Genomic DNA, 14,631 nt, shown 5'->3' with positions numbered 1-14,631 from the left:
CAATCAACATGAATACACCAGATTTTACGACTACAATACTAGTAGATCAAAGCCCGAGAGAAGCGTTCGATGCCATCAATAATGTTCGCGGATGGTGGTCAGAAGAAATTGAAGGTCCTACTGAAAAACTCAACGATGAGTTCGACTATCATTACCAGGATGTCCATCGCTGTAAAATGAGATTAATAGAAGTTATTCCTGAAAAAAAAGTGGTCTGGTTGGTATTAGATAACTTTTTTAAATTCACGGAAGACAAAAGCGAATGGATAGGCACAAAGGTTATTTTTGAAATTGATAAAAAGGATAACAAAACCCAAATCCGGTTTACTCATCAGGGTTTAGTGCCGGATTATGAGTGTTATGATATCTGTGTAAATGCCTGGACTACGTATGTGCAGCAAAGTTTATTTAACCTAATCACCAAAGGTAAAGGTGAACCAAACAGCCGTAGTACGCCAAGAACGGAACACGAAAAGAAACTTGAAGCCGAGAAGAAGTAGTTGTTTTGTAATGTTATTATTGTAATTTCATCTTATCAATTTAAGCTCTTGATAAGATGAAATATATTAAAATAAAAACACCTCAAATTCGAATGACTTTTGCTTTAATGACGCTTGTCTTAATTTCAGGCTGTAAGTCTGGACTTAGTATGGATAATTCAGCCAAAGAAAATGAGCAGGCTAGCCTTTTAAAATTAATGGATGAAATTGTAGTCCTATCTAAAAAAGTAAACTGTGAAGATGCTAAGGAATGGAAATTCATGCCAATAGGTGCAAAAGCCTGCGGTGGTCCAGCTGGCTACATCAGTTATTCCATTAAAATAGATACAGATGATTTTATAAAAAAAGTTGGCGTCTACACTGTTGAATCAGAAAATTTCAATAAGAAATGGGGGATTATATCAGATTGTATGGCAGTCAACCCACCAAAAGAAATAAAATGTGAGAACGGAAAACCAATATTTGTTTATTAGTAAATATGATAAGACCGACGGACCTAAACTAACATTCATAATTACCGCGAAACAGACCTATGCACTTAGGAAATACTTCAGAGAATAAGAGAGAAGCCAAGGAGACAAAAAGACGGTACCAGGGATATAATTGTTGGCCCTGATGGGAATGTTACTCAGATCTCTTCTTCTCATGCTTCCAATATTAAATGCCCAACATCCATCTCACATCAAAAACATCAGTTACTTCAACTAATTTTTGGTCACCATAATTATTAGTAGAAAAATTCTTATTATCAAATTCCAGCTTTTCAATAAGCTCTTTTCTACGATCAGTACTTTCACATTGTAAGAAAATAGAAATGTAATTTCCGAGTTTTCTTCCTTCGGCGTGTACCAGATCCGAACCATGAATAATTATATGATCAGAAACTAGCGATCCACAAACAACAGGCTTTTCTGGGTAACCATGTATTTCCTTCTCAAAAATTTCAAATTGTAAAAGCCCTCCAAAACAAGTTTGGTAAAATTGGAGGGCTTTTTTACAATTTCCAGAAAATGTGATAAAAATCGCAGTATTAAGCATCAGGAATCACGGGTTCTACAAGTTTTATCAATTTATCCAAGGATTCCTGCCAACCTAAATAACACATTTCTACTGGTATCATTTCAGGAATTCCTTCTTGGACCGCTTTAAATTCAGTGCCACACAAAACCTTATTCAGCGAGATAGTTGTTGTCATTTCTCCCGGCATATTAGGATCGTCAAACTTATCCGTGTATTTAATAAATTCATTCGGTTTAATTTCAACATATGTACCTCCAAAAGAATGTTTATGCCCTGTGCTGAAATTAATAAAAGTCATTTTAAACTTACCACCTACCCTAAAATCCATTTCCTCTACTGTGCATAGAAAACCATAAGGTGGCAGCCAGGTTGCATGTGCGATAGGATCTGAAAACGCCCGAAATAACTTTTCAGGCTCTGCCTTAATAACTCGATGTAATGAAACTGTGTTGTTTTTCATTTTATTAAAATTTAATGTGTGATTGATTAATTATTTCAACAATTTTCTAGCCGTTATGTTGAATTTTATTGTTGTACCGATAAGAAAGGGCAAGGATACCCAATACCACCAGTGGTAACAGCATAAACCCAATGTTTTTATCTACACAAGCATGACTGATGAAGGCAAAGATTAAATTAAAGCTAAGCCCCGCATAAGCCCACTCTTGTAGCCTGGCTGGGGTTTTAGGATAAGTAATAGCCAAGACGCCTAGTACTTTACAGATGACAAGTGTATGGGCAAAATAATCTGGATAGCCCAAGGGTCTTGTACCCGCATTCACATACTCTGGTGCAAATAGCAAAGTACCAAGAGGCATTATACCCTCCCAAAGTATTAGAATACCAGTCGCCACCCAAAAGATTACTTTATTCTTCTTCATGTTTTTTGATACGGGAACATTTGTTGCTGCTTCTACCGTAATTCGACCTGTTTGTGTCATAGTTTTTTTTCTTAAGTTTTACTATTCAAAGATACATGGGGCTATAAAATCAGGTCTATTGCAAAAGCGACAACTTTAGGGGTGAATTACGACAAACTATTTTCGTAACTTAGTATCTTAATCTAATCTTACAATTGATATGCGAATTTCAGTCTTTGTACCTGAGTATGGGGTAATTGAAGCCATTACGCCGCCTTTTAGAAGCTTTAATACGGCCAATGAGTTTTTAAGCACATTTGGTAAAAAACCAATTTTTGAGGTAGAGTATGTGGGCTTAAACGAGTATGTACCTGCCAACAACGGAGAGTACACGGTTAAAACCAATAGGTTGCTTAAAGATGTGACTGAAACAGACTTATTGATTATCCCACCTACCTTTGGCGACACCACCAAAGGAATACAGGCCAATGCGGAAGCCATCCCCTATTTTAAAAAACTATATAAAAATGGTTCTAGCCTTGCCAGCTTATGCATCGGTGCTTTCCTTTTAGCTGAGACAGGTTTACTGGATGGAAAAAAATGCTCTACACATTGGGCTCATATTAGTGATTTTAGAGATAGATATCCAGAGGTAGAAGTAGAAGATGGAGCGATCATTACTGAACACGATAATATTTACAGTAGTGGCGGAGCAAGTAGTTTATGGAATTTAATATTATACCTGATTGAAAAGTATGCTGACAGAGAAACAGCTGTAATGATTTCAAAATATTTCGCCTTAGACATTGGGAGAGATAACCAATCCCAATTCGCGATATTCAAAGGTCAAAGAAATCATAATGATGTGGAAATTCAAAAAGTACAGGATCATATTGAAAAACACTATGAAGATAAAATAACAATCGAATCGTTAGCAAACTTAATTAATACCGGTCGTAGAACATTTGAAAGAAGATTTAAAGAGGCTACCAACAATACATCTATAGAGTATATACAAAGAGTAAGAATAGAAGCCGCCAAAAAATTCTTTGAAGCATCAAGAAAGAATATATCAGAAATAATGTTTGACGTAGGCTATACGGACACTAAAGCATTTAGAGATACATTTAAAAAGATTACCGGACTTAGTCCAATTGAGTATAGAAATAAGTTTGCAAAGTTAGCATACGAGGTTTAACTTTTTAAAAAACAGGGTTTCCCTGGTATATCAGGGATTTATATTTTTTATTTTCGCGCCCTCTATTTCCGTCGATCATTAAGCTATCAACCCGGGCATAAAGTGTAAAATTATACTCCCCTCTAATAAGGGATTTTAAAAAACTATAGCCGGAGCAGATTTAGAGAAACTTCCTGAGGCATCGGCCACGGCATCAATTGGTGCTCCTACCTGGCTGCCGCCTCTTTTGACCACAATTGTTACTTTTTGACCAGCAACTCCTCCATTTCCTGATATTGCGATAATGGCAGCTGCCACATTTGCGGAGTAAGTAATTTCTTTTGTCCAAGGGAGCACGATCGGGTCGTTCGCTGTGCCTCCTCCAGTGCTGGTATAAGACGCGAAAAGTGTTGGTCCTGTAAAATTTCCCGTGATCTCGTAACGGATGGTACGCGAGGAATTATCAGGCTTTTTGTCTGAATCTTTCTTGCAAGAAACAAAAACTGCGAGCACCATGAAAAGTGCGAAGATTGAATTTTTCATAAGATATATTTTAATGGATGATGAATTTGTGCTTTTGAAAATAGATTTATTAGGAAGCCTTAAAACTTGAAAGCAGCCCCAATGCCGACATGAAGCAATTTATCTCCTTTTTTGAAGGCGCCATTCTCTTGGGCGAACCATGTGGTGGTCGTAAAAAATACCAGGATAAGGATGTTGATGATTTTCATTTTTATCATTTTTAATAGTTCTATGCAAACATAAAAAGGATAAAAACTTAAACTGGTTAACTTAAGTTAAGAAACGATTTGGCCTCGTAAATTTAAGAGGCTTTTCTAACCAGCCTCTTTCTCATTCTACTTAAAGATTGCGGAGTGATACCCAGATAACTCGCTAAATAGTATTGAGGGACTCTTTGAGCCAAATCAGGCCTTAATTCTAGCAAATTCAAATAGCGTTGTTCTGGTGTAGAAATCTTAAAATTATCAAATGCTATTTGACTTTTTGAGTGTAAATCTTCGGAAACAAGACGACACAATTTTTCTAAGATAGGGTATTTTGTAAAAAGTTCTTCATCTGTTTCGGAACTAGCTACAATCAAAATAGAGTCCTCAAGACAATCAACATAATATTCAGATGGGGTATGGTTTAATACGCCTGGAGGGTTAAGGGTTTCAGACTCGGTATAAAAAGCAGTTGTTTTTTCCTCTGCATCAATCATATAATAGCACCTGATGCATCCTTGAAGCACAAAATAGGCATCCTTTGAGCGTTGCCCTTCCCTCAATAAAATTGTCCCTTTTCTAAAACTTTTAAAAATGGCTAAATCTATAATAACATTTTGCTCCTCTTCAGATAGGATTACATATCTCGCTAAAAAATTTAACAGGATTTGATCCATTTTATCATTAGTCAATTGCATTTTTGTAATATTTAGGCTATGTATGTCAAATTTAATATTTCTTGTTGGTTTATTATTAGCCGTTAAAAATTATTTCACATGAAAAATTACGATAGTGTTAAATCTTCAAGAACTAAATACCCTAGGTTCATTTCTTAACTTAAGTGAACGAGTTATGGCATCTCGCCAATCTACCTTTGCATATCGTTTAACAACTAATATACTGTATGCAAAAGAAAATTTTATGTTTCGCCTTGACTTTAATGATGGCAAGCACCCTACAAGTAAAAGCTCAATACTCCAAACAAGACAGTACTTATAGAAAGTATTTTATAGGCAGTACCTTATTTATGATAGCTAATGTAGTAGCTGATAATAATCCGCCTGGCATGGTTTACCTGAACTTAGGTTATCGCATTACAGGAAAGGATGTAATTTCACTAGAACTAAAAACTTGGAAATATGGCTGGCCAATTGGCATTCCTTACGGAAAATCATTTGAAGCAGAAGGAGAAGGGTTTCCAGGTCATATTCGTGAATACGGAGTTTCACTTAATTATCAAAGGTTTTTATGGAATGGTCTTTTTGCTCAAGTTGACGTGATGCCAGCTTGGCAAAGCTTTGTAAATGATAACGGTAATAAGATTGACAATGGCTTTCAAATATTTAACACCTATTCCATTGGTTATCACATTAAACTTTTCAAGGACAGGCTTTTTTTTCAACCGTCAATAGCAATAACTCATCGTCCCTATCAATCAAAAATGCCCGATTCGTTTAAAAAGGTTGACGATAGATGGTCAAAATTCTTCTTCGGGCAACCGGGATTGCATTTTGGGTATAATTTCTAGTAATTTTTCGGAGATAAAATATGCTTTCCAGTGCTTACCGGAAATGCTTACCGAAATCAACCCGGGCTTAATTTAGTTAATCCTCACTCTGAAAAAATCAGGCCAACTGTGGATATCCTTTCAAAATCACACGTTTCAAACTATCCTGATACTCATCTCCCCAATTTCCAATAGCGGCGATCACCGGTATCAAGGTTTTGCCAAACTCAGTAAGTGAATACTCTACCTTTGGTGGCATCACCGGATAGATTGTTCTGATAACCAATTCATGTTCCTCAAGTTCCTTTAGCTGAATATTGATTACCCTACGACTTGCATCTGGTATTTTGCGTTGCAGCTCGCTCGGACGCAAGTAACCCTCGTTGATAAACCACAACAACCGCATTTTCCATTTGCCATAAAGCACCTCCCCAACTAAATCGAGGCCACAGTTTAAATTGGGAAAAGTTTTTTTCTCGTACATCTAACAAAGATACATGTAGGCCATTAATGAAACAATACGGATAAATTTTTCCCTATTCGAATCGTAATCCCCTACTTGTGCATCACGCCAGTACTACCGAAATTTGTACAACAATAAGTTAATCTAAAAATAAATATCATGAACTTACCGAAAGTTATAACAGACCTAATTAAAGCGCAAAACAGCCATGATGCTGTAGCTTATTCCTCACTTTTTTCAGAAAATGCTGAAGTATTCGACGAAGGAAAGAACCATCTTGGAAGAGCCGCAATTCAAAAATGGATTGAAAATTCGAACCAACAGTATCAAACTACTTTAAAACCGATTAGTTATAAGGAAGGTGAAAAGGGTTCGGTATTTACAGCTGAGATTTCGGGAACATTTCCAGGTAGCCCGGCCATTCTTAATTTTAACCTCGTTCTTCAGCAGGGTTTAATTCAATCGCTTAAGATTACTGGCTAATGCTAAACATCCAAAGCCCTACAACAAGCAAAAATTGAACTACACAACAAAACAGAAACTTTTTTATTGATGAATTTTACATTATAAATTCTAATCAACATCAATGAATAATCAAAAAGTGTTAGTTACCAGAGGAACCGGATTTGTGGGCATTCAAACCAGACTGAACCATTAGCAAGAATACTTAGAACAATGCTTGGATAGCTAAAAAAAATGATTTTGAACTAAAAAACCGGACTTTGAACAAATCAAAGTCCGGTTGTACCGATCAGCAGGAATACTTTGAACATTTAACTCTCTTTTTATTACTTATAGAGCCAATAATTAAGGATTTGGAAAGAAAAGGATTCATGCAACAAACCTTTGTTCACTAAGATTGTATAAATTCTAAAATATCTTTATTAATTGTTGCTGCTTCCGTAGTTGGCATTCCGTGAGGGAAACCTGGGTAGGTGATCAGTTTTCCATTTTTCAACAATTTGGCGGATTTTACACCTGCATTTTGGTAAGGAACGATTTGATCATCTTCGCCGTGAAGAACCAGAACCGGGATATCAACAGCTTTCAAATCTTCATTGAAATCGGTTTCAGAAAACGCCTTGATGCCCTCATAATGAGCAACAATTCCGCCCATCATTCCTTGCCTCCACCAGTTTCTTTGGATACCTTCTTTTACATCTGCACCTTCCCTGTTATATCCGTAGAAAGGAACCGTCAAATCGATATAAAATTGTTGTCTATTGTTCAATGTTTGGTCTCTGATACCATCAAAAACGGACATCGAAACACCATCTGGATTGCTATCACTTTGCACCATAATTGGTGGAACCGCACTGATCAAAACTGCTTTTTTAGCTCTACCTTTAGCATATTTATTAACATAACGAATTACTTCGCCCCCACCTGTAGAATGCCCGATGTGAACAACATCTTTCAAGTCAAGAAATTCTACCAACTCAGCAGCATCAGCAGCGTAAGTTTCGATGTTATGCCCGTAAATATCTTGACTAGAGCGGCCGTGACCTCTTCTATCATGCGTAACTACCCGATAACCTCTCTGTAAGAAAAAGATAACCTGCGCATCCCAATCATCTGATGATAGTGGCCAGCCATGATGAAACATCAATATTGGTCCTTGCCCTTGATCTTTATAAAAAATTTCTGTTCCGTCTTTTAATTTTAGTGTGCTCATAGTTTTAAGTTTTTTTGTTTATGATCAATTATTTAGTTTTTTTTTGCTCTACTCTTTAGCAAATGTAATCTGATGAAATTCAATCCATCTTGACGTATGATATCATTTGCTCTTTTTTTATTTTGTTCAGGAAGCTTTTCAGTCTTTATTTCGCTTTGATATAATTATTCTTCGTTTGTACTCAGCAATTGAAATAAATCTTCAGCACCACCATCGAATTTTTTACCATTTACATAGAATGATGGCGTACCGTTTACGCCACTAATGATTCCACTTTCGAAATCAGAATCTACTTTTTTTGCCAATTCTGAATTTTCTAAATCCTTTTCGAATTGATGGATATCTAAGTTTAATTTTTCTGCCAATTTTAATAACAAACTTTCATTTAGATAGTGTTGGTTTTCATATATAGCGTCATGCATTTCCCAGAATTTCCCTTGTAAATTAGCCGCTTCTGCTGCAAGTGCCGAAGAACGTGCGTATTGGTGCATTTCGGATAAGGGAAAATTCCTAAAAACGAACTTGATCTGGTTTCCAAATTGACCCATCAATTCTTTAAGAACAGGATAAGCAGCTCCACAGTATGGACATTGATAATCTCCATATTCTACGATAACAAGATCGGCATTTAAATTGCCTTGTGCATGGTCAGTATTACTGACGGCTGGTTTTAATGACATAATTATTTAGTGTTAAGGGTTTCTAAAGCTTCTAAAATTCCATCAGCACCGGGATTAATCGCAGTTGGCGACAAATAACTCCATTCAATAATCCCATCTCTATTGATGACAAATAACGCTCTTTTACATTCACCTTCTTCCTCATTGTAAACACCGTATTTTCTGGCAATTTCTCCTTTGGATTCAAAATCTGCCAATAAAGGAAAATGTAAATTTCTTGATTGAGAAAAGGCAAGATGACACCATTTACTGTCTACAGAAATCCCAAAAATCTCTGCATTGTAATTTTTAAAGAATTTTAGCATCTCGTTGTACAAAGCCATTTGGTCGCTACAAACTGGGCTCCAATCGGCAGGATAAAACGCTAGAATTATATTCTTTCCTTTAAATTCTGATAAGGTTATTTTCTGGTCGGGCGTTGCGAACAATGTAAAATCGGGCGCAACTTCATTTTTTTGCAGTATCATTTTTAGTTTTTATGGTTTAAAATTTAAGATTGATATCAATAATGAACAGATAAGTAATAATAGTGCAGGAACAGTCAGTATCCATGCCCCCAGAAAAGGGAGACTTAACATTCCGGCATTTTTGGCCAAACTATTTAGCGTACTGCCATAAATTCCCAATACAAAACAGCCAATAACAGTTGTCGATGTGATTATTGCTTCCCATTGATCGGCAGAAATAGCCGTTCCTAATTGGGTAGTATTCCCACTCATAAAAGACACATAAGTTTTCCATTTGATCAGACCAGTTGCATCAATATATCAAGCAATTAAAGCAAGAACTATCGCCAATCTCTCCTGTATCTTAATTTGTTCGGTTGAGGCAGAAATATGCTGTGCGAGTATTGACTTATCCATTTTATGAGCGATTTACTTTGTTTGTTTTTGAGGTTGAATAAAAACTTTTTCGGTTGGAAATTTTTCTATCTCACCGTCGCTCAACCCGACTTCCGGGTTGCAACCTCATAGAAACTCCGGCAATACCGATTGAAGCAGGGAAATCTATAACTGATGCGCCTCGTGTTGTTCCACCATCATTGCTGCGAGGTGCTTTTTTTTCTAATTCGTATTTGAAACTCAGTGATGTTGTATTCATAACCGCTGTTTTGGGTGATTAATTAATTCTTGTTTGTCTTACTAGTGTAAATCTAATGCAGAACCAGAACGTTTAAATTTATGATTCGGTGAATGGGCAAAACCAATCGTCGGAATACATGACAGTAAGTACTAAAACTGCTCTAAACCAAAAAATCACCGCAATACAGCAGTGATTCTTAAATACAATCATCAAATAAATTGAAATCAGTTGTTAAAATTTATCATCTAAACAGCCATTTTTTAATCAGCTGTGTATAATTTGGCATTACCACGTAAACCATCAATAAAACGATGCAACCGGAATTGACAAAAGCATCAAGATAGTGATTAACAGGAATGTTTAGGGATCTTAAAAGTGGGAGCAGCAAAGGCGGAACAACTAGCGATAAGGGATAAATGGCAGACCAGGTTACAAGGTACTGTTTCCAGCGAACTGGTACCTTATTGCCTTCATTTTCTGCGTTGAAAAGAAAATCCAACCCAGACTTTATTTGATACCTATCATTTTTTCTGAAGAAAGGACTTGCTTTTTCAATGAGTTTTTTCCGGTCTGGAGATTCCATCCAACTCTTGAGGTGATCAATGGTATCAAAGCGGATGATAACCGTATAAACAAATGTTAATTTAGGAATAGGTCTTACGATCTGTAAATCGATAAAACCTTGCGAATGTTTAGAAATGGGTACGATTTCATCTAACCATTTTTCATATTCATTTTGTTTACCATCTAATATATGGTGGGTAATCACAACAGATGCACCTGGATTTTCCATAATGGAGATAATTTATAACTGATTAAAAGGCCCTTTTATATTGCCAAGGTATTTCTACATCCATTTCTAATTCTTTAGCGGAATGGAGGGCAAAATAGGGATCTCGCAAATGTTCTCTGGCAATAACTACTAAATCTGCCAGTCCGTTAACAATAATTTCATTTGCTTGTTTTGCATCGGTAATCATCCCTACAGCGCCAGTGGCAATCCCAATTTGTTCCTTGATGGCAGTTGCAAACTGCACTTGATAACCCGGAAAAACCCTATCCTTACTCACATTCGTAAATCCTCCGCCTGATGCGGTAATCAGATCAACTCCATTTACTTTCAGTATTTTTGAAAGCTCAATACTATTTTCCAAGGTCCAGGCTTCTGGCGTATCCATATAATCTACCGTAGAAATTCTCACCATCAAAGGCATTCCTTTTGGGATAACATTTCTGATTTCCTGAATGGTTTCCACCAAAAACCGGATCCTGTTTTCAAAGCTACCACCATATTCATCTTGCCTTTTGTTAATAACCGCAGAGTAAAACTGGTGGAAGAGGTAGCCGTGGCCAGCATGTAATTCTATGATATCAAAACCTGCTTCAACAGCTCTCAGTGCGGCATCTACAAATCTAATCTTCAGTTCCTGAATTTCGTCTAGTGTCACTTCTTGCGATATTACGCCGTTCACTTCTGTTGCGGAAGATGATTTTAAGGTCCAGCCTCCTTCTTCAGGTGTTAATGGCTTCATGCCTTCATTAGGATGTTTTAGGCTTCCTTTTGTTCCAGAATGCCACAATTGGATTGCGATTTTTGCATCTTGTTCGTGCACGAAATCCACTATGGTTTTCCAGGCGTTTTTCTGTTCGTCGTTCCAGATCCCAACATCGCTCAATGTAGCTAATCCCTCCGGAGAAACTGCAGTGCATTCTGTAATAATTAAACCGGCCCCACCAACAGCGCGGCTGCCTAAATGCACCAAATGCCAATTGCCTGGAATTCCGTCCTTTGCGCTATATTGCTGCATTGGAGATAAGGTAATTCTATTTTTTAATGTTAGATTACGAAAAGTTATAGGTGAGAATAAATCCATTTTATTTGTGTTTTATAGTTGTTGTAGAAACACCCTAGCTTCGGCAACTGCCGATGTTAAACTATTTGCTAATTTGTCTAAAACCAGCTGTATAGCTGCATGCTGTTCTGTTGCCATTTCGAGCATATCCAATTTTTCTTCTAAAGAGTCTAGTAATCCTAGCATAGCAATACTCGTTTTAAAATCGTGGGCTCTCATTTTTACAGTTGGAAAGTCATTTTTTTGATATGCTGCTATCAACTGTTGCAAATGATTTGGTACGTTATCAATAAACTGTTGGGTAACAGTTTTTTCAAAAGTGACATTGCCACCACTAATAGACCGCATATAAGTAAGGTTTATAAACTTAAAGTTGGAAATAGTTTCTGCAACTGTTACTCTTGTTTGATCCGAATTATGCAATCCAAAATTAGCTATCAGTTTAAAAAGTTCTTCTTCTTTTATAGGTTTGGAGATGTATTCGTTCATCCCCCTACTCAGGCATTTTTCTCTTTCGCCCGCCATTGCATGTGCTGTCATGGCAATAATGGGAATATCTAATTTCAGGACTTCACGAATTTGTTGAGCTGCCGTATAGCCATCCATTTGCGGCATTTGTATATCCATCAAGACCAACTCATACGTTTGATGACTAAGCTGTTCAATGGCCTCTAAACCGTTGGATACGATATCAAAATCGATGTTCCACTGCAGCAACAAATGTTCCATTAAACTTTGGTTGATGGCATTATCATCAACCACCAGGACACGTAAAGGTACATTTGACTTGTCTTTAAAATAGGCTGTATCCACAACCGTTGAAGAACTAATTTGGTCTTGAGAAATAACATAAGGAATGTAAAAATGGAAGGTAGTTCCCATTCCTTGTTCACTGGTAACTTCAATATTTCCATTTTGCAACAGTATTAAATTTTTCACGATTGATAAACCGAGCCCGGTTCCACCGTAATTTCTGGTAACGGAATCCTCCCCCTGGTTAAATCTTTCAAAAACTTCGTTTAATTTTTCTTTGTCAATCCCTATTCCTGTATCAGAAATCTTGAAGCCAACGGTTACTTTGTTCTCTATTTGTTCTTTTTTATAAACTTCAATGTTGATTCTTCCCTGCTGGGTAAATTTGATGGCGTTGCCAATCAAGTTAACCAAAATCTGTGTAAGTCTGGTAGCATCACCAGTTAAAGTATCTGGAATGGAAGTGTCAACTTTGCTGGATATGGTTAAGCCCTTTTCCTTTGCACGTTCTAAAAAAAGTGTTTCCACAGAATTTATTAATCCATTGATACTGAAAATTCCTGGTGTGATGCGCATCATTCCAGCTTCAATTTTTGAAAGGTCAAGTATGTCATTAATAATAGCCATTAAATTTTCTCCAGACCGTTGAATTGAGGATACAAATTCTGTAGAAGTGGCATCCAAAGATCTTTTCTGCAATAGATTGGTAAAACCTAGAATGCCGCTTAATGGTGTTCTAATTTCGTGACTCATATTAGCCAGGAAATTTTCTTTTGTTTGTGCAGCCACTGATGCTTTCTTTTCAGCCACATCCAATTCCTTGATTAATAAATGTTGTCTGCGAAACTGACGGATGATATGAAAACCTATGACTGCACCACTCAAAACAATTAAAATCAATAAGTAAATATCATACCTACTTGACTTTTCACCCATTTCCTCACTCCTTTTACTCAGTTCAATCATATGCAATTGCCGACTTCTATAAATTTTAGCAGTAATGGAAGTAATTTCGTCGGAAATTGTTCTTGCACGGGGATTAACGATGGAACTTTGATCATCCATATTCCCTAAAGTAAGGTAGCGCTGCAAAAGCTTCTCTTTTACAACTTTTTTATCGAGTGCAAGTACACTTAGCCGATGTATTAATTTTTCTTCATTAACATCGGCATTATCTCTCGAAAGAGAATCCAGAAAGCTTTCGATCTCATTAATTTTTTGATCGATTCCTTCAAGATGTGAGGTATCATTAGTAGCGATAGATGCTCTTATCCTACTTTCCACTCCCAAAATATCACGATCGATTTCCCTCAAGTGGTTACTGGAACGCAACTCGTGTAAAAGTGTATTGTTATTTTTTATCAATTCCCTGGTATTGTTGGCTGAATTGATCTGCAAAGAAATTAACAATATTGAATCGGCAATGAACGTAAGCATAATCAAGTAAGCAAAGCGCTTATTGCCCATAACTGTTGAAATGTTAATCATAAATTAAAATATCAGTTGATAATTATGACTGTTTGACCAAACGTATCATACAGTAGAGTTTAAAAAGGCAGCATTAGTTATTGCTTAGAAAACATTCATTCTGGTATTGAGTGCTTTTCGGTAAGCATCGGCAACAGGAATAAATTTTCCATTGATGATGATTCCGCCATCCTGAAGTGTATCGATTTTACTAACTGCAACAATGTATGAGCGATGAACTCTGATAAAATTATCCTTTAACAGACGCTCTTCTGCAGACTTCATGGTGCCATGAATGGCAAACATCCTTTCTTTGGTGTAAAACTTCACGTAGTCACCCATTGCCTCGGCATAAAAAATGTCATCCAGTTTCAATCGCCTGGTAATATTAGCATCTCTTACGAACAAAAATTCATCATTCACATACCTTACATTCTCCTTTCTACTATCAAATATTGCCTGGGCTTTACTCACCGCTTGTAAAAATCTGGCAGGGGTAAATGGTTTGAGGATATAATCTGCAATATTTAGTTCAAAAGCTTCTAACGCATATTCTTTTTTGGATGAGGTAAAAATGATAATGATATCCCTACCTGATAGGCTTTTTGTCAGTTCAATCCCATTCATATCTGGCATTTCAATATCCAGAAATATCAAATCTATTTGATCTGCCTGTAAATGATTATAAGCCTCTATAGCATTCGCATATTCATTCACAATGATAAGATTTGGGACTTTTTTTGCCAAATGGCCCAAAGTTGTTCTGGCAATGTCATTATCGTCAACGATTAAAGCCTTCATAGAGATAGTTATTTGTGATTTACACCAAATATAAATACTCTATCTTTATTTTGAAGCCCGAAGCATT

21 protein-coding genes are annotated in these 14,631 nt (G+C 36.6%); 5 read left to right on the top strand and 16 right to left on the bottom strand.

All coding sequences use genetic code 11. The annotated features are described in order from the left end of the window. Positions 1 to 8: 8 nt before the first annotated feature. Together BLS35_RS07025 and BLS35_RS07020 are read left to right on the top strand one after the other, a co-directional pair. The gene (locus BLS35_RS07025; protein ID WP_090779227.1) at positions 9 to 500 is read left to right on the top strand and encodes an SRPBCC family protein; all 492 of its coding nucleotides are present in this window, start codon (positions 9 to 11) and stop codon (positions 498 to 500) included. A gap of 56 nt (positions 501 to 556) precedes the next feature. After that, the gene (locus tag BLS35_RS07020; protein WP_090779225.1) at positions 557 to 973 is read left to right on the top strand and encodes a hypothetical protein; all 417 of its coding nucleotides are present in this window, start codon (positions 557 to 559) and stop codon (positions 971 to 973) included. A gap of 184 nt (positions 974 to 1,157) precedes the next feature. Here the strand turns inward: BLS35_RS07020 and BLS35_RS07015 are convergent, their stop codons facing one another. Genes BLS35_RS07015 through BLS35_RS07005 form a run of 3 tightly spaced genes read right to left on the bottom strand, consistent with a single transcriptional unit; the run spans position 1,158 to position 2,461 of the window. Then, positions 1,158 to 1,538, bottom strand: coding sequence for a VOC family protein (locus BLS35_RS07015; protein WP_090779223.1), 381 nt, complete (start codon positions 1,536 to 1,538; stop codon positions 1,158 to 1,160). Continuing rightward, the gene (locus BLS35_RS07010) at positions 1,531 to 1,980 is read right to left on the bottom strand and encodes an SRPBCC family protein (RefSeq protein WP_090779221.1); all 450 of its coding nucleotides are present in this window, start codon (positions 1,978 to 1,980) and stop codon (positions 1,531 to 1,533) included. Before BLS35_RS07010 ends, BLS35_RS07015 begins: the two co-directional genes overlap by 8 nt. Before the next feature lie 46 nt (positions 1,981 to 2,026). Further along, complete coding sequence (locus tag BLS35_RS07005; protein WP_254778715.1) at positions 2,027 to 2,461, bottom strand: DoxX family protein; 435 nt, start codon at positions 2,459 to 2,461, stop codon at positions 2,027 to 2,029. A gap of 139 nt (positions 2,462 to 2,600) precedes the next feature. Here BLS35_RS07005 and BLS35_RS07000 point away from each other — a divergent pair, with 139 nt between their 5' ends. Next, positions 2,601 to 3,578, top strand: coding sequence for a GlxA family transcriptional regulator (locus BLS35_RS07000; RefSeq protein ID WP_090779219.1), 978 nt, complete (start codon positions 2,601 to 2,603; stop codon positions 3,576 to 3,578). Between the two features lie 135 nt (positions 3,579 to 3,713). On the opposite strand, the gene BLS35_RS06995 is transcribed toward BLS35_RS07000, so the two are convergent. The 3 genes from BLS35_RS06995 to BLS35_RS06990 all read right to left on the bottom strand — a co-directional run bounded on the left by BLS35_RS06995 (position 3,714) and on the right by BLS35_RS06990 (position 4,980). Beyond that, a complete protein-coding gene (locus BLS35_RS06995; RefSeq protein WP_132225922.1) occupies positions 3,714 to 4,100 on the bottom strand; it encodes a hypothetical protein in 387 nt (128 codons plus the stop codon). 59 nt (positions 4,101 to 4,159) lie between these two features. Then, on the bottom strand, positions 4,160 to 4,288 hold the full coding sequence (locus BLS35_RS28270) for a hypothetical protein (RefSeq protein WP_256375290.1): 129 nt from the start codon (positions 4,286 to 4,288) through the stop codon (positions 4,160 to 4,162). Positions 4,289 to 4,380: 92 nt separating this feature from the next. Next, positions 4,381 to 4,980, bottom strand: coding sequence for a Crp/Fnr family transcriptional regulator (locus BLS35_RS06990; protein ID WP_207909074.1), 600 nt, complete (start codon positions 4,978 to 4,980; stop codon positions 4,381 to 4,383). Between the two features lie 206 nt (positions 4,981 to 5,186). Here BLS35_RS06990 and BLS35_RS06985 point away from each other — a divergent pair, with 206 nt between their 5' ends. After that, positions 5,187 to 5,810 (top strand): hypothetical protein, encoded by a 624-nt coding sequence (locus BLS35_RS06985; RefSeq protein ID WP_090779215.1) that lies wholly within the window; start codon positions 5,187 to 5,189, stop codon positions 5,808 to 5,810. A 97-nt stretch (positions 5,811 to 5,907) separates the two neighbouring features. On the opposite strand, the gene BLS35_RS06980 is transcribed toward BLS35_RS06985, so the two are convergent. Then, positions 5,908 to 6,273 carry a winged helix-turn-helix transcriptional regulator gene (locus BLS35_RS06980; protein ID WP_090779212.1) on the bottom strand — a complete coding sequence of 122 codons (366 nt, stop codon included), beginning with the start codon at positions 6,271 to 6,273 and terminating at the stop codon, positions 5,908 to 5,910. Between the two features lie 138 nt (positions 6,274 to 6,411). On the opposite strand from BLS35_RS06980, the gene BLS35_RS06975 reads away from it, so the two are divergent. Beyond that, a complete protein-coding gene (locus BLS35_RS06975) occupies positions 6,412 to 6,735 on the top strand; it encodes a Cif family virulence factor (protein WP_090779210.1) in 324 nt (107 codons plus the stop codon). 370 nt (positions 6,736 to 7,105) lie between these two features. Here BLS35_RS06975 and BLS35_RS06970 read toward each other — a convergent pair whose 3' ends face one another. The 9 genes from BLS35_RS06970 to BLS35_RS06935 form a co-directional block, all read right to left on the bottom strand. Continuing rightward, a complete protein-coding gene (locus tag BLS35_RS06970) occupies positions 7,106 to 7,927 on the bottom strand; it encodes an alpha/beta fold hydrolase (protein WP_090779208.1) in 822 nt (273 codons plus the stop codon). Between the two features lie 164 nt (positions 7,928 to 8,091). After that, entirely contained in the window at positions 8,092 to 8,607 is a 516-nt protein-coding gene (locus tag BLS35_RS06965; protein WP_090779206.1) for a DsbA family protein, read from the bottom strand. Positions 8,608 to 8,609: 2 nt separating this feature from the next. Continuing rightward, positions 8,610 to 9,074, bottom strand: a complete 465-nt coding sequence (locus tag BLS35_RS06960; RefSeq protein WP_090779205.1) for a redoxin domain-containing protein — start codon at positions 9,072 to 9,074, stop codon at positions 8,610 to 8,612. A 9-nt stretch (positions 9,075 to 9,083) separates the two neighbouring features. Continuing rightward, on the bottom strand, positions 9,084 to 9,371 hold the full coding sequence (locus BLS35_RS06955) for a DUF1275 family protein (protein ID WP_256375293.1): 288 nt from the start codon (positions 9,369 to 9,371) through the stop codon (positions 9,084 to 9,086). A gap of 169 nt (positions 9,372 to 9,540) precedes the next feature. Then, entirely contained in the window at positions 9,541 to 9,708 is a 168-nt protein-coding gene (locus BLS35_RS27475; protein ID WP_207909075.1) for a cupin domain-containing protein, read from the bottom strand. A 223-nt stretch (positions 9,709 to 9,931) separates the two neighbouring features. Then, positions 9,932 to 10,483, bottom strand: a complete 552-nt coding sequence (locus BLS35_RS06950) for an antibiotic biosynthesis monooxygenase (RefSeq protein ID WP_165973207.1) — start codon at positions 10,481 to 10,483, stop codon at positions 9,932 to 9,934. A 22-nt stretch (positions 10,484 to 10,505) separates the two neighbouring features. Continuing rightward, positions 10,506 to 11,564, bottom strand: coding sequence for an NADH:flavin oxidoreductase/NADH oxidase (locus BLS35_RS06945; protein ID WP_090779199.1), 1,059 nt, complete (start codon positions 11,562 to 11,564; stop codon positions 10,506 to 10,508). A 12-nt stretch (positions 11,565 to 11,576) separates the two neighbouring features. Then, positions 11,577 to 13,610 (bottom strand): hybrid sensor histidine kinase/response regulator, encoded by a 2,034-nt coding sequence (locus tag BLS35_RS06940; protein WP_217634944.1) that lies wholly within the window; start codon positions 13,608 to 13,610, stop codon positions 11,577 to 11,579. Between the two features lie 258 nt (positions 13,611 to 13,868). After that, on the bottom strand, positions 13,869 to 14,564 hold the full coding sequence (locus BLS35_RS06935) for a LytR/AlgR family response regulator transcription factor (protein WP_090779195.1): 696 nt from the start codon (positions 14,562 to 14,564) through the stop codon (positions 13,869 to 13,871). Positions 14,565 to 14,631 lie beyond the last annotated feature (67 nt).

Source organism: Pedobacter sp. ok626 (genome assembly GCF_900100435.1).
Classification (GTDB): Bacteria; Bacteroidota; Bacteroidia; order Sphingobacteriales; family Sphingobacteriaceae; genus Pedobacter.
Note: the sequence above shows the minus strand (reverse complement) of the source record. Positions and strands in the feature narration are given on the sequence as shown.